We start from the raw sequence: 14083 nt of genomic DNA on the forward strand, positions 1-14083 counted from the left end.
GCCGGCGTGCCCGGATGCGTTGGTGCGATCAGCTTTTCGGGCCTGCACTCCGGGTGGTGTCGATGCCCAGATTCATGCCTGCCAGACCGCGTTTGCGAACGGCAAGGCGTTCGGCGACCTGCCGCAGAGCGGCGCCGGCGGTCGAGTCGGGGGCAGAAAGCACCAGGGGCATGCCCTCGTCACCGCCTTCTCGCAGCGCGGGGTCGAGCGGGATCTGCCCGAGCAACGGGACTTCCGCTCCCACGGCGACGGTCAGGCGCTCCGACACCCGGGCGCCACCACCGGATCCGAATGGTTCGATGCGACTGCCGTCCGGCAGTTCCATCCAGGACATGTTCTCGACCACGCCCATGATCTTCTGGCGGGTCTGCAGTGCGATGGCGCCCGCGCGTTCGGCAACCTCGGCCGCGGCCTGCTGTGGGGTCGTGACCACCAGGATCTCGGCACCGGGGATCAGCTGTGCCACCGAGATCGCCACATCGCCGGTGCCCGGTGGCAGATCGAGCAAGAGGATGTCGAGATCCCCCCAGAAGACGTCGGACAGGAACTGTTGCAGTGCCCGATGCAGCATGGGGCCGCGCCAGACCACCGGTGTGTTGCCACTGGTGAACTGTGCGATCGAGATGAACTTCACGCCGTGGCTCATCGGCGGCAGGATCATCTTCTCGACCTGTGTGGGCTTGGCGTCGTTTCCGAGCATCCGCGGCACCGAGTGGCCGTAGATGTCGGCGTCGAGCACGCCGACCTTCAGGCCTCGGTCGGCAAGTGCCGCAGCGAGATTCACGGTGACACTGGATTTTCCGACACCGCCCTTGCCCGAGGCCACCGCGTAGACGCGCGTGAGGGAGCCGGGCTGGGCGAACGGGATCACAGGCTCCGCGCGGTCTCCGCGCAGGCTCTTGCGTAGTTCGGTGCGTTGCTCGTCGTTCATCACGTCGAGTTCCACTGAGACGCGCCCGACCCCGGCGACGTCGGCGGCGGCAGTGGTGACGCGCTGGGTGATCTCGGTCCGCAGCGGACACGCGGACGTCGTCAGGTAGATCACGATGGCCACGCTGGCGTCGTCGGCGACAGCGATCGACTTGACCATCCCGAGGTCGGTGATCGGTTTCCCGATCTCGGGGTCGTCCACCTTGGCCAGTGCCGCGCGAATGGCGGATTCCGTTGGCAACGTTGCTTGTGTCATCAGGCGCGAGTTTACGCCCGCGGTCTCATCCACCCCGCTTCGGTACGCGCAACCGGGGCGGTTCAGCGAGCCGGTGCGGGTGCGGGAGGAGGTGGCGGCAGCAGCGACTGGACCTCGGGCGGCAAGCAGATGATCACACAGGGCTCTGTGGTCTTAGTGGTGGACGGTGACGCGGACGGCGAGCTCGGGTTCGCAGGCGCCGGCGAAGAGGAACTGCTGCTGGACGAACTCGATGACGTCGGGGCGGGCAGCGGACCGGTGTCGGTCGGCGCCGCACCGGTCGCGTACCCCGCCGCCCAGGACAGCACGTTCGACACGTACTCCATCGAGTTGTTGTAGCGCAGCACTGCGCTGACCTTGGTCTTTTCGCCCATGATGTCGGTGACACCGGAGCACAGGTATCGGCCGGCCGAGTAGGTGGCGTCGAAGATGTTGTTGGGGTCGGACTTCCCGTCGCCGTTGGCGTCACTGCCCCACGAGGCCCAGGTGGAGGGGATGAACTGCATCGGTCCCATCGCGCGATCGTGGCCCGGGTCTCCGTCGATCCGGCCGCCGTCGGTGTCGGTGATCACTGCGTTACCGGACAGGTGGCCGTTGAGCAACGGGCCCGCGATCGGGGTCAGCGTGGTGCCGGAACTGTCGACGTTGCCGCCGCCGGCGTGCCCGGATTCGATCCGGCCGATCCCGGCGAGCAAGAACCAGGGCAGTTTGCACTGAGGTGACTCCGCAGCGACGCGCTGCTCAGCCATCTTGTACGCCTGCAACACGATTCCGGGAATTCCCAGCGGGCCCGTCGGCAGGGCATCTGCCCGGATCCGCGGTACCGACAGCGGATCGATGACTTGTGGGAGGTCGTCGGCGGGTGCAGGCGCAGGCGGGAGGAAGTCGAGTTGCGGACGGGCCGCAACGGGGAGGATCTCGGCGGCAGGTGTCACCGGCCGCTCGATGTCGGTGGCAGCGGTGAGCGTGGGTGCGGGCCCACTGTAGGCGCTAGAGCTCACGGCGGCCATCAGGCCGATACCGATGACCGCACAACCGGTCAGCAATTGCACTCGACCCCACCGCACGTCCCGCAACTCCTGTGTTGATCTCCCCGACCGCCATGTCGCACGGCGAATGTGACCCACAATACATATTTGCGGAATGCGTGCGCGGGCAAACCGATGTTTATCGCAGAGCCATCCGTCCGGCCGGGTTCGTATGCCGGCAGCGCGAGCGATCAGTCGTCGAGCAGGCCGCCGGACCGCTTGCGGTCTTCGAGCTCGTGGTCGTCGCGCCTGAGTTGCTCGTCCCGCCTCACTTGCTCGTCCCGTTTGGCCTGCTCGTCCCGTTTGGCCTGGTCGCCGAGCAACCGATCGGAGAGTTCCGTGAGCAGGTCGTCGAGCTCGCGTCGAAGGTAGTCGCGAGTCACGGTGTCACCGACGGCCAGCCGAACGGCGGCGAGTTCGCGGGCCAGGAACTCGGTGTCGGCCTTCGTCTGTTCGGCGCGCATGCGGTCCTCTTCGAGCGAGACCTTGTCGCGGTTCTCCTGGCGGTTCTGGGCCAGGAGGATCAGTGGCGCCGCGTAGGCGGCCTGCGTGGAGAAGGCCAGGTTCAGCAGGATGAACGGGTATGGATCCCATCGCAGACTGATGACCACGAGATTGAGGAAGATCCAGATGATGACGATGATCGTCTGGATGGCCAGATACCGGCCCGTGCCGAGGAACCGTGCGACGCGCTCGCTGTAGACCCCGACAACGTCGGAGTCGAGGTTCAGTTTCCAGCGGCGGTTCTGGCCGGGTGTGTCGAGTCGCCGTACGGAACGGGCATTCTGCCGCTCAGTTCTCGGGGTGGACCGGTTGTCACGATCACTGGGGCTCATCAGCGCAGCCCTTCGGCCAGATCGTCATCGCCTTCGGTCTCGCGCCAATCCTCGGGCAGCAGGTGATCGAGGAGGTCGTCGACCGTCACCGCCCCGATCAGGTGTCCGTCATCGTCGATGACGGGTCCGCAGACGAGGTTGTAGGTCGCGAAGTAACGGGTGACCTTCTCGAGGGAGTCGTTCGGGCCGAGGTTGGGAAGCCGATCGTCGATGATTCCACCGACGAGGTTGGCGGGTGGTTCCCGCAGAAGGGCCTGGATGTGGACGCAGCCGAGGTACTTGCCGGTCGGGGTGGCGGTCGGGGGTCGCACGACAAACGTCAGGGACGCGGACGCCGGCGTCAGGTCCGGGTTGCGGGCGCGGGCGAGGGCTTCGGCGATCGTGGTCGACGGCGTGACGACCAGCGGTTCGGTGGTCATCAGACCACCGGCGGTGTCGGGGGAGTGCAGCATCAGCCGGCGGACCGGTTCGGACTCCTGCGGATCCATCAACTGCAGCAACGCCTCGGCCTCGGCGCCGGGCAGCTCACCGAGGAGGTCGGCCGCATCGTCCGGGTCCATCGCTTCGAGGACGTCTGCGGCCCGCTCGACGGCCATGTGTCCGAGGAGGTCGGTCTGATCGTCGGTCGGGAGTTCCTGTACGACGTCGGCGAGTCGTTCGTCGTCGAGTGCCGATGCGATCTCCTGGCGCCGCTTCGACGGTAGTTCACGCAGCGCGTGTGCCACGTCGGCAGCCCGCATGCCGTCGAACTGGGACAGGATCTGGGCCACCCCCTGACCGGGCAGGGCCAGGGCGCTCTGGGTCAATCCGAGGACATGATTCCACTCGACCACGTGGGTTTCCCCCCGTCGGCCGAGGCGGGTGCGGGCGCCGCGGACGGCGACGCGCGAGATCACCCAGTCGCGGGTGCGTCTGCGTTCGATGGCGACGTCGACCACGGCCAGGTCCTCGTCGGCGAGATGTTCGAGGTCGGGGTCGTCGACGCGCACGCGCGATTCCACTATCTGTCCGAGGACAAGAGCCTCTCCCGGACGCAGGATCAGCCGTCGCAGACTCACGGTTCCGGTGCTCAGGGTGACCGAGTTCGGCTCGATGGCAGTCACCCGCAACATCGGGACGAAGATCCGTCGACGGGTCGTCAGCTCGACAGCCAGCCCGAGGACTCTCGGCTGGCCGGTGCCGAACCGGATGGAGACCACCACGTCTCGCACCCGGCCGATGGATTCGCCGTCGGGTCCGATGACGGCCAGACCGGCAAGCCTGGCCACGAATGCCTTGCTCACCGCTGCCATGGGGGTAAGGGTAGTGGGGCGCGTCCGAGCGCGTCTTCCGCGGGGACAGTTCTCATCTGTCATCACCCCGCACCGGTACGGGAGGTGGGTGAATTCCGGGTGCCGGGGAGGTGATGCACCCGGATGGGTTCTGTTCGAAACGCACTGACAAGAGCCGTGTTTGACAGGCGGGGGCGTGTATTACCGTGCGCGGTGGCCTCTCTCACCTCGATGTGGACGTGACCGCCACAGCCCTGCGGTGCAGGCCGTGATCGCGGGCGACTGGTGGTGAAGCGCCTTGCGATGATGGCAGGCTCGGTGCCGGTTCTGAGATGATCTCCATCAGACGGGCCGAATGCGTCGCAGACTGCAGATGGCGGATTCAGGCCGATCCGGTAATACGAGGAGCAGAGACCATGAGTAACCCGATACGCCCGACGCCACGCCCCGGACTGCCGACCCCACCCAAGGGATGGCCGATCGGCTCGTACACGACGTACGCCGAAGCGCAACGCGCGGTGGATTTTCTGTCCGACGAGAACTTCCCGGTCCAGGACGTGACCATCGTGGGTGTCGACCTGATGCAGGTCGAACGCGTGCTGGGACGTCTGACCTGGGGGAAGGTGATCGGCGGTGGCATCGTGTCCGGTGCCTGGCTCGGCCTTTTCTTCGGGTTGCTCGTCGGAATCGTTGTCGACACGAATCCATTGGTACCGTTGCTTTTTGGTCTGGTCGGGGGCATTGTGTTCGGTGTCGTGTCGACCTCCATCCCGTACGCAGCGACGCGCGGCCAGCGCGACTTCTCCTCGACCATGCAGCTGGTCGCCGGCCGCTATGACGTCCTCTGTGACCCCAAGAGCGCCGAACGCGCCCGGGACATGCTCAGCCGTCTCACTCCTTAGTACCGCCGGTCGGAGAGTGCATTGCCAGGTCCTGCGCCCGCGAAGATGCAGCGTAGCGGGCCCGGGCAGGTGATACCGGTCCGTGACCGGGGGGAACGATTTGATGTCAGGTTGGCACGATCATGCCGACTGTGTTGCGCGTCACTCTCAGACGCCTATAAGTTAACTTGCAGGCATGGAGGGGTGCGTCGGTAGCGATCGGCGCACCTTTCGGACTCATCGAGGAGGCTGCGTGCGGTGCAAAGGCGATTCGGCCGAGAATGACGGTCGATCAGCAGGACCCAACAAGTACGGCGGTTTGAAAAAGTTCGGATTGTCTTGTGCGGCAGTTGCTGTGGCACTTCCGGTGTTCAGTGCATGTAGCTCCGGTTACACGACTGGGACGATCAACGTCTATGCGCCCGCGGATGGCGCGTCGTTCATCGAGGAAGCCGGGAACGCGTGTACCGCGGAGTCCAACGGCGAGTACAAGATCAAGACGTTTGCTTTGCCGAAGGCTGCGGACGACCAGCGCCTGCAGTTGGCGCGTCGATTGGCGGGCAACGACAAGGGCCTGGATCTGATGGGCATGGACGTCGTGTGGACAGCAGAGTTCGCCGACGCGGGCTGGATCGAACCGGTTCCCGACGAGATGGCTGCGGAGATCAAGGCGACGACCCTCGGGGGCCCTTACGAGACCGCTCTCTGGAAGACCAACGATGACAACGAAAAACGTCTCTACGCGATTCCGACCTGGACCAACACCCAGCTGCTCTGGTACCGCAAGGATGTCATCGAACAGTTCTTGAACCGGCCGACCCCGCCGGCGACGTGGGACCAGATGCTGGCGGAGAACGAGGAGATCCGCAAGGCCGGTGGGCCCAGCTACATCATGGTGCAAGGTAAGCAGTACGAGGGCCTGATGGTGTGGTTCAACTCGGTTCTCGCCAGTGCCGGCGGTGAGGTGCTCGACCCGGACGACCCGAACAAGCAAACACTCAACGACACCCCCGAGCATCGCGCCGCCACCCTGAAGGCACTGCAGACGCTCAAGGCAGTCGCGACCGCTCCGGGTGCCGATCCCTCGATCACCAACAGCGATGAGTCCTCGGCTCGGCTCGGAATGGAAAGCGGGCAGGCAACCTTCGAGGTCAACTGGCCGTTCGTGTTCCCGTCCATGCGGTCGAATGCCGCGGCCGGCGACGTTGCGTTCCTATCGGACGTCAAGGCCGAGTTCGGCCCGCTGTTCGCCGATCCCGACAACCCTCCTGCCGACGCCGAACTGGCCCCGGTCAATGCCGCGGTACAGACCGCCTTCGACTTCTCCCGCTATCCGGGTGTGCTCCCGGACGAACAGTCGAAGGTCACACTCGGCGGCGTGAACATCGCGGTTGCGGATACCTCGCAACAGAAGGATCTCGCCTTCAAGGCCGCTGCGTGTTTGACCAACGAGAAGTCGCAGAAGCTGTACTCGATCAGTGGTGGTACGCCACCGACGATCGCGTCGATCTACGACGACCCGGAATTTCAGGACGCATACCCGATGGGCGACGCGATCAAGGCCCAACTCGAGACCGGATCGGCGGCATTGCGACCGGCTTCTCCTGACTACCAGGCGATTTCGACCTTGATCACCGCGAAGCTCAGTCCGGTCGGATCCTGGGATCCGGAGCAGATGGTCGACATTCTCGCCGAGCAGGTCACCAAGGCCATCGAAGGGGAGGGGCTGATCCCATGACCGCAACGCTGGACAAGGAAGCCGCGCCGAACAAGAAGAAAAAGGCGCAGCTCAGCGAGGGCAAGCGGGCAGAGCGCCGCTTGGGATTGTGGCTGATCACCCCGGCGGTGATCATGATGATCCTCGTCACCGGCTATCCGATCGTCTACGCATTCTGGCTGAGCTTGCAGAAGGCGAGCCTGTCGGCTCCCGGTGAGAACGAGTTCATCTGGTTCAGCAATTATGGGACCGTTCTCACGGACAGTTACTGGTGGACGGCACTGAGCGTGACGCTGTTCATCACGGTGGTGTCGGTGATCATCGAGCTGGTGCTGGGCATGGCCATCGCCCTGGTGATGCACCGAACCCTCTTCGCCAAGGGCGCGATCCGCACGGTCGTCTTGATCCCGTACGGCATCGTGACCGTGGTCGCCGCGTTCTCCTGGTACTACGCCTGGACCCCCGGCACCGGTTATCTCGCGAACCTGCTCCCGGACGGGAGCGCACCGCTCACCGAGCAGTGGCCGTCGCTGGCGATCATCATCCTGGCGGAGGTCTGGAAGACGACGCCGTTCATGGCGCTGCTGCTCCTCGCCGGCCTGGCGCTGGTGCCGGACGACCTGCTCAAGGCCGCGCAGATGGACGGTGCGGGCGCCTGGACGCGGCTGTGGCGGATCATCCTGCCACTCATGAAACCCGCGATCCTGGTGGCGCTGCTGTTCCGTACCCTCGATGCTTTCCGGGTGTTCGACAACATCTACATCCTGACCCGCGGCAGCAACAACACCTATTCGGTCTCGATGCTGGGCTACGACAACCTGTTCAAGGCCTTCAACCTGGGGGTCGGTTCCGCGATCAGCGTGCTCATCTTCGTGTGTGTCGCGATCATCGCGTTCATCTTCATCAAGTTGTTCGGGGCCTCGGCACCCGGCTCTGACAACGAGGGGCGGTAACCGGACCGATGAATACCTTGATGGGAAAACGGATCAGCTGGTCGGTCGTCAACCTGCTGGTCCTGCTCTACGCATTGATCCCGGTGGTGTGGATCGTCAGCTTGTCCTTCAAGCCGCCCGGCAGCGTGAAGGACGGTAGCTTCATCCCGAAAGAGTGGACCCTGGACAACTACTCCAGCATCTTCGAGACCAGTGCATTCACGTCCGCTCTGCGTAACTCGATCGGTATCGGGTTGATCACCACCGTGATCGCCGTCGCACTCGGCACGATGGCTGCCTATGCCATTGCCCGCCTTGATTTTCCGGGCAAGAAAGCCCTGGTGGGCGCCGCGCTGCTGATTGCGATGTTCCCGCAGATCTCCTTGGTGACGCCACTGTTCAACATCGAACGACGGTTGGGCCTGTTCGACACCTGGGCAGGCTTGATCCTGCCGTACATCACGTTCGCGCTGCCGCTTGCGATCTACACGTTGTCGGCGTTCTTCCGGGAGATCCCCTGGGAGCTGGAGAAAGCCGCGAAGATGGACGGGGCCACGCCGGCGCAGGCCTTCCGCAAGGTCATCGCACCTCTCGCGGCCCCGGGTATCGTCACCGCGGCGATTCTCGTCTTCATCTTCGCGTGGAACGATCTGCTGCTGGCCATCTCGCTGACCTCCACCGAGAGATCGATCACCGCGCCGGTGGCAATCGCGAACTTCACCGGCAGTAGCCAATTCGAGGAACCAACGGGTTCGATCGCGGCGGCCGCCGTGGTCATCACGATCCCGATCATCATCTTTGTCCTGCTGTTCCAACGTCGAATCGTTGCCGGTCTGACCTCCGGCGCTGTGAAGGGATAACCAATGGCCGAGATCGTTCTGGACCAGGTGAGCAAGAAGTACCCTGACGGTTCGCTGGCCGTCAGCGAGGTGGACATCACCATCGCCGATGGCGAGTTCATCATCCTGGTCGGCCCCTCCGGATGCGGAAAGTCCACGACCCTCAACATGATCGCGGGCCTGGAGGACATTTCGTCCGGTGAACTGCGTATCGCGGGGGAGCGGGTCAACGAGAAGGCGCCGAAGGACCGCGACATCGCGATGGTGTTCCAGTCGTATGCGCTGTATCCCCACATGACGGTGCGCGACAACATCGCGTTCCCGCTGACCCTTGCGAAGATGTCGAAGCAGGAGATCGCGTCCAAGGTCGACGAGGCCGCCAGGATCCTCGATCTGGGCCAGTACCTCGATCGCAAGCCGGCGAACCTGTCCGGTGGTCAACGGCAGCGTGTCGCCATGGGCCGTGCAATCGTCCGTTCGCCCAAGGCGTTCCTGATGGACGAGCCGCTGTCGAACCTCGACGCGAAGCTGCGTGTGCAGACCCGCACCGAGATCGCCCAACTGCAACAGCGACTGGGAACCACCACCGTCTACGTCACCCACGATCAGACCGAGGCCATGACGCTCGGCGACCGGGTCGTGGTGCTGCGGTCGGGGCTCGTGCAGCAGATCGGTTCACCGGCCGAGCTGTACAACAAGCCGTCGAACCTGTTCGTCGCCGGTTTCATCGGATCGCCTGCCATGAACTTCCTGCCGGGACGGTTGACCCAGAACGGGATAGAGACCGCGCTTGGTGAGGTCACGCCGGCCGACATGGGCCGGGTGATCGAGAACGCCAAGTCGGTGCGCAGCAGCGGCGAAGTGCTGATCGGCATCCGCCCCGAACATTTCGAAGATGCGAGTCTCGTCGAGACATTGACGAAGTCGCGGGGCTCGACCTTCACGGCGAAGGTCAGCGTGCTCGAGTCGATGGGATCGGACAACTACGCGTACTTCTCGGTCGAAGGTGGCGATGCGTCCGCACAGGCGCTCGCCGACATCGCCGCGGACGCCGGCCAGCCGATGGGCAGCGGACAGCTGATCGCCCGGTTGTCCCCTGAGTCGACGGTGTCCAAGGGCCAGAATGCCGAACTGTACTACGACACCTCGAAGGTCTCGGTCTTCGATCAGCAGAGTGGTGCCAACCTGAGCCTCTGAGCAAACCCCGTCACCGTCCGTTGACCGGTAGGGCTCGGTCAACGGACGGTAGGGTCCGGTCGGCGCAGTCGATTCAGGGGAGCTTGCCGCGGCGCCGTGACCGAATGCGGAGTTCGTCGATGATGTCCTCATCCCAGATGTGCCTGCGCACCATGCGGTAGCGCTCGCACGCCAGCCAGATGTAGAGCTCTGCGTCGCTGGTGATCTCCGGCAGGATGTCCGCTCGTCGTGCCATGCGCACCACGGGCAGGAACTCCTCCCCGAACCAGCGGCGTGCCACCTCCGCCCGACCCATGAACGTGCCGGTCTCCTGGCCGAGTCGGAAGCCCCAGGCTTCGACGTTCTCCGCGAGTTCGGCGTAGTCGAAAGGATCGTCGAACCAGATCGCCTCGCGCTGTTTGCCTTCCAGTGGAACCCGAGAGGCGAACAGGCGTCGGTGATCCTTCATGATCAGGTCGGAACGCGCGTTGATCCCTTCCGGTGAGATGCGGGTGTGGATCTCGGTGACGTAGGCGTCGATCTTGCTGAACCGACGGGCGATGGCGATGGATACCCGGTGATGGCCATCGATCACGAAGTGCATCGTCCCGATCCGGTACAGCTGTACCGGCGGGACGGATTCGCCGCGCCGTTGTGCGGTGGCCAGGCGCTGCCAGCGTTCCCTGATCCGGGCCGATGTCGGCCGGAAGTAGCGGTCGAAGTCGCGGGTGCGGTCGACGCTACCGACGATCGAGGAGACGTCGACGACCACGAGACCGAGGAAGGTTTCGCCGGTCTTCCCCAGGGCCGCAACCACTTCGTCGAAGGGCAGTATCGTGTTGACGTCGGCGGGCTGCCGTGTCAGCCACGCAGAGAGCCGGGCCAGTTCAGCACGTCGGCGCTGCCTGCTGAAGTCGTTCTCGGCGTCTGCGCCGGGAAAACCCGTGTCACGCGCCATGGCGTCTCCGGTGCACCTCGACCCCGGATCCACCCGGCTCGATGTCGAACAGGCAGTAACCGACGGTGTTCATCGAGATGGTGCTGCGTCGCACGGTCTGCCCCGGGATCTGTTTCTTCAGCAGGATGGTGTGATCCATCGGCGTCTGCCCATGCGGATGAATGTGCCCGTGTAGCAACAATTGTGGGCGAAGACGATAGACCAGTGGCAGGTAGCACTTGAAGCCGCGGTGGGGCCCGTCCTCGGCGTCACCGATGCCGCGAGCGGGACTGTGGGTGAGCAGGATGTCCACCGCTCCCTGTCCTGGCATCACCCGATGGCGGAAGCGACGGAGCGCAAGCCGATTCGCCCGCTGCCGCTGAGCCGCCTCGCGATACTGATTCGGCCCCTCGTTGTATCTGATACACCCGCCGAGCCCGGCAACCCGCACGCCGGCCACGGTGACGATGCGGCCGTCAGCGTTGACCGCCCCCTCTGGGCCCGGGTACTTCACCGGAAGTCCCGCCTGCGTCCACCCGCTGCGGGTGCGCTTGTAGCCGGTGAGGTCACGATCGTGGTTTCCGGGGACGAAGACGCATGGCACCCCGAACCGCGCCATGAGTTTCTCGAGGTAGTCGAAGGGCAGATCGCCTGCGCCGATGATCAGATCAGGGGCGAGCTCGTCGGCCGCCCCGTGATTGAGGCTGTCGACGACTTCGTCCGATACCGAGAGCACGCGCACCATCCCATCGACCCTAGCGTGCGAGTGCAGCCCAGGGCCCGTCTCCGCGAGATGGTGGTGTTTTACTGGGGTGGCGATGAGTGAGTCAGAATCGTCGGTGATCGACCAGGTGACGGCGCACCTGAAGAGAGCTTTCGAGGGCATCGAACCCCAGCGGGCGTCGGTGACCTTTCTGGGTCTGGAATCCATTGACGTGCTGCGATTTACCGGCGGCTCAGACCCCACGGGTCCTGCTCAGGAGGTCGAGTACGTCTCGCTCGGCTGTAGTCGGCATCCCATGGGCGAGCCCGATCAGATCGTGGTCGATCCGAACGCCGGGCCCAGGGGAGAGATCGTCGTCCGGATGTATGCGTCGGCGCCCTTGCCCGGACTGCATCGCTCGGTTGCCATGCTCGCGGCGGCTCCTGCCGTCGAGGGGCTGGTGCTGACCGCCGACGCCTTGATCGACCTCGGAGAACCGCTGTGGGAGGGGTCGAGGTGTAGCGCTGTCGTGGTGGAGGCCGACCCGATCCCGCCGTGTGTGCTGTCCGGCGATCGCGAAGACGTGAACTTCTTCCGGGCCATCCCGGTGACCGCAAACGAGGCCGCGTGGATTCGGCTGAAGGGCGTCGAGGCTCTTCGCGCTGCCTGGGTCGAGGCGGGCATCGACGTTCGCGATCCGATCCGGGCGGGCGCAACCATCGGTTAGAGCCAGTGATTCTTCCGAAAGGTCCGCCACAGTAGGACGCAGACCGTGACGAGGATCAACAGCACTGCGTAGTACCCGTATTTCCACTGCAGTTCCGGGATGTTCTCGAAGTTCATCCCGTAGATCCCGGCAACCATCGTGGGAACGGACGCGATCGCGACCCACGCGGAGATCTTGCGCATGTCGGTGTTCTGCTGGATGCCGACCTTGGCCAGCGCGGCGTCGATCAGCGAGGTCAGCACCTCGTCGTAGGTGGCGATGCGTTCGTTGACGCTGCTGTGGTGGTCCTGCACGTCTCGGAAGTAGCGGCGAACCTCCTTCGGGACGAGTTTGTTGTCCGACGAGGTCATCCTGCGCAGTGCGAGGTCGAGCGGGTCAACCGCGCGGCGAAGTTCCATCACCTCGCGCTTGAGCAGGTATACCGGTTCGATCTCGATGCGCCGCCCCGGCGAGAAGATGTTTTCTTCGACGGCGTCGACGTCGTGTTCGATGCTGGAGGTGACCTCGACGTAGGTGTCGACAACGTGGTCGGCGACGGCATGCATCACCGAACTGGGCCCGAGGGCGAGTTGCTCGGGACGCGCTTCCAGATGCTTGCGGACACCTGCCAGACCGGTGTGGTCGCCATGGCGGACCGTGATCACGAAATCAGGTCCGCACATCACCATGATCTCGCCCGTCTCGACGACCTCGTTGGCCACCTGAAGCGTCTCGTGCTCAAGATATTTCACGGTCTTGAGCACCAGGAACAGAATGTCGTCGTACTGTTCGAGTTTGGGGCGCTGATGGGCCTGCACCGCATCCTCGACAACGAGTTCGTGAAGACCGAAAGCCTCTGCGACGCCCTCCATCTGACGGTTGTCCGGCGAGAGCAGACCGACCCAGACATACCCGGTGCCCGACGTCCGGACCTCGGAGAGCGCGTGGGAGAAAGTACGCAAACCGGGCAGCCGTCTGCCCTCGACGTAGACGGCGCAGTCGACCACGGCCCGTGATGCCGGAACCGGCACTCGGGCAGTCGGTTTCGGGCTCGCCGAGCTGCTGCGAAGATGTGGCCGCGAGGGCATGGCAGCCTCCTTGTGCGAGAACGGTCGGCCGGGTGCTCGATCCACAGGGGATGCTACGCCCGGATCGTCGGCGCCACCGCCAACGGGGAGTGATGAAAGACTGAACCCCATGGGGTTCGACACCACGCTCTATCTCACGATGCTGATCACGCTCGCGGTGATCATGGACCCGCCTGGTCAGGTGCCACTCTTCCTGTCCCTGGTCGGCCATCGGCCGCCCGCTGTGCGCAACCGGGCCGCCTGGCAGGCACCTGCGGTGAGCTTTCTGGTCATCACTGTCTTCGCGATCGCCGGTAACGCCATCCTCAACTACCTGCACATCGGGATCCCGGCCTTGCAGGGTGCCGGAGGCCTGCTGCTCCTGCTGGTGGCATTGCAGTTGCTCACCGGGCTCGGAAACGCGGGCAATCCACAGTCGGTCTCCGATGACGTCAACGTCGCGCTCGTGCCGCTCGGGACGCCGCTCCTCGCGGGCCCGGGTGCGATCGCTGCCGTCATCGTCAACGTGGGTCAGGCGGACGGGGCCACCAGTGCATACCTGGCGATCGGTGCCGCGATCGTCAGCATCCACATCATCTTGGTGCTGGTACTGCGCTTCTCGACGGTCCTGATCAAGATCCTCGGTATCGGCGGGATCACCCTGATGGCCAAGATCGCCGGCCTGCTGCTCGCAGCGATCGCCGTGCAGCTGATCGCGGACTCGATCAAGGGGTTCATCGCCGCAGGTTGAGCGTCGATCAAACAGGTCGCGATGACCCAGGGTCGCGGTTTCCTCACGATCGG

Annotated in this window: 14 protein-coding genes; 7 read left to right on the plus strand and 7 right to left on the minus strand. The window is 64.6% G+C overall.

What is annotated here, in order from left to right:
- Window positions 1–28: 28 nt before the first annotated feature.
- From BFL43_RS24325 to BFL43_RS24340, 4 genes are all read right to left on the minus strand, one after another.
- Complete coding sequence (locus BFL43_RS24325; RefSeq protein ID WP_084895746.1) at window positions 29–1186, minus strand: Mrp/NBP35 family ATP-binding protein; 1158 nt, start codon at window positions 1184–1186, stop codon at window positions 29–31.
- Window positions 1187–1248: 62 nt separating this feature from the next.
- On the minus strand, window positions 1249–2196 hold the full coding sequence (locus BFL43_RS24330) for a lytic murein transglycosylase (protein ID WP_143695541.1): 948 nt from the start codon (window positions 2194–2196) through the stop codon (window positions 1249–1251).
- A gap of 209 nt (window positions 2197–2405) precedes the next feature.
- Window positions 2406–3050: a DUF1003 domain-containing protein gene (locus tag BFL43_RS24335; protein WP_084895567.1), complete on the minus strand. Its 645-nt coding sequence runs from the start codon at window positions 3048–3050 to the stop codon at window positions 2406–2408.
- A complete protein-coding gene (locus BFL43_RS24340) occupies window positions 3050–4342 on the minus strand; it encodes a CBS domain-containing protein (protein ID WP_084835145.1) in 1293 nt (430 codons plus the stop codon). Before BFL43_RS24340 ends, BFL43_RS24335 begins: the two co-directional genes overlap by 1 nt.
- Before the next feature lie 395 nt (window positions 4343–4737).
- On the opposite strand from BFL43_RS24340, the gene BFL43_RS24345 reads away from it, so the two are divergent.
- The 5 genes from BFL43_RS24345 to ugpC all read left to right on the plus strand — a co-directional run bounded on the left by BFL43_RS24345 (window position 4738) and on the right by ugpC (window position 9887).
- Window positions 4738–5223 carry a general stress protein gene (locus BFL43_RS24345; RefSeq protein ID WP_084835144.1) on the plus strand — a complete coding sequence of 162 codons (486 nt, stop codon included), beginning with the start codon at window positions 4738–4740 and terminating at the stop codon, window positions 5221–5223.
- 232 nt (window positions 5224–5455) lie between these two features.
- A complete protein-coding gene (locus BFL43_RS24350; protein ID WP_240498452.1) occupies window positions 5456–6940 on the plus strand; it encodes an extracellular solute-binding protein in 1485 nt (494 codons plus the stop codon).
- A complete protein-coding gene (locus BFL43_RS24355) occupies window positions 6937–7872 on the plus strand; it encodes a sugar ABC transporter permease (RefSeq protein ID WP_084895571.1) in 936 nt (311 codons plus the stop codon). The genes BFL43_RS24350 and BFL43_RS24355 overlap by 4 nt, the downstream gene beginning before the upstream one ends.
- 8 nt (window positions 7873–7880) lie before the next feature.
- Complete coding sequence (locus BFL43_RS24360) at window positions 7881–8711, plus strand: carbohydrate ABC transporter permease (RefSeq protein ID WP_084835141.1); 831 nt, start codon at window positions 7881–7883, stop codon at window positions 8709–8711.
- A gap of 3 nt (window positions 8712–8714) precedes the next feature.
- Complete coding sequence (gene ugpC / locus BFL43_RS24365; RefSeq protein ID WP_084895573.1) at window positions 8715–9887, plus strand: sn-glycerol-3-phosphate ABC transporter ATP-binding protein UgpC; 1173 nt, start codon at window positions 8715–8717, stop codon at window positions 9885–9887.
- A 73-nt stretch (window positions 9888–9960) separates the two neighbouring features.
- Here the strand turns inward: ugpC and BFL43_RS24370 are convergent, their stop codons facing one another.
- Together BFL43_RS24370 and BFL43_RS24375 are read right to left on the minus strand one after the other, a co-directional pair.
- Entirely contained in the window at window positions 9961–10824 is an 864-nt protein-coding gene (locus BFL43_RS24370) for a chromosome partitioning protein ParB (protein ID WP_084895575.1), read from the minus strand.
- Window positions 10814–11548, minus strand: a complete 735-nt coding sequence (locus BFL43_RS24375; protein WP_084895578.1) for a metallophosphoesterase — start codon at window positions 11546–11548, stop codon at window positions 10814–10816. The genes BFL43_RS24370 and BFL43_RS24375 overlap by 11 nt, the downstream gene beginning before the upstream one ends.
- 73 nt (window positions 11549–11621) lie before the next feature.
- Here BFL43_RS24375 and BFL43_RS24380 point away from each other — a divergent pair, with 73 nt between their 5' ends.
- Window positions 11622–12233, plus strand: a complete 612-nt coding sequence (locus BFL43_RS24380) for a suppressor of fused domain protein (RefSeq protein ID WP_084895750.1) — start codon at window positions 11622–11624, stop codon at window positions 12231–12233.
- Here the strand turns inward: BFL43_RS24380 and corA are convergent.
- Window positions 12230–13300: a magnesium/cobalt transporter CorA gene (corA, locus tag BFL43_RS24385; protein ID WP_084895752.1), complete on the minus strand. Its 1071-nt coding sequence runs from the start codon at window positions 13298–13300 to the stop codon at window positions 12230–12232. The genes BFL43_RS24380 and corA overlap by 4 nt on opposite strands.
- A gap of 109 nt (window positions 13301–13409) precedes the next feature.
- Here corA and BFL43_RS24390 point away from each other — a divergent pair, with 109 nt between their 5' ends.
- Window positions 13410–14030, plus strand: coding sequence for a MarC family protein (locus BFL43_RS24390; RefSeq protein WP_084835137.1), 621 nt, complete (start codon window positions 13410–13412; stop codon window positions 14028–14030).
- The last annotated feature ends 53 nt before the right edge of the window (window positions 14031–14083 follow it).

This window comes from Williamsia sp. 1135 (assembly GCF_002095395.1).
Lineage (GTDB): Bacteria > Actinomycetota > Actinomycetes > Mycobacteriales > Mycobacteriaceae > Williamsia.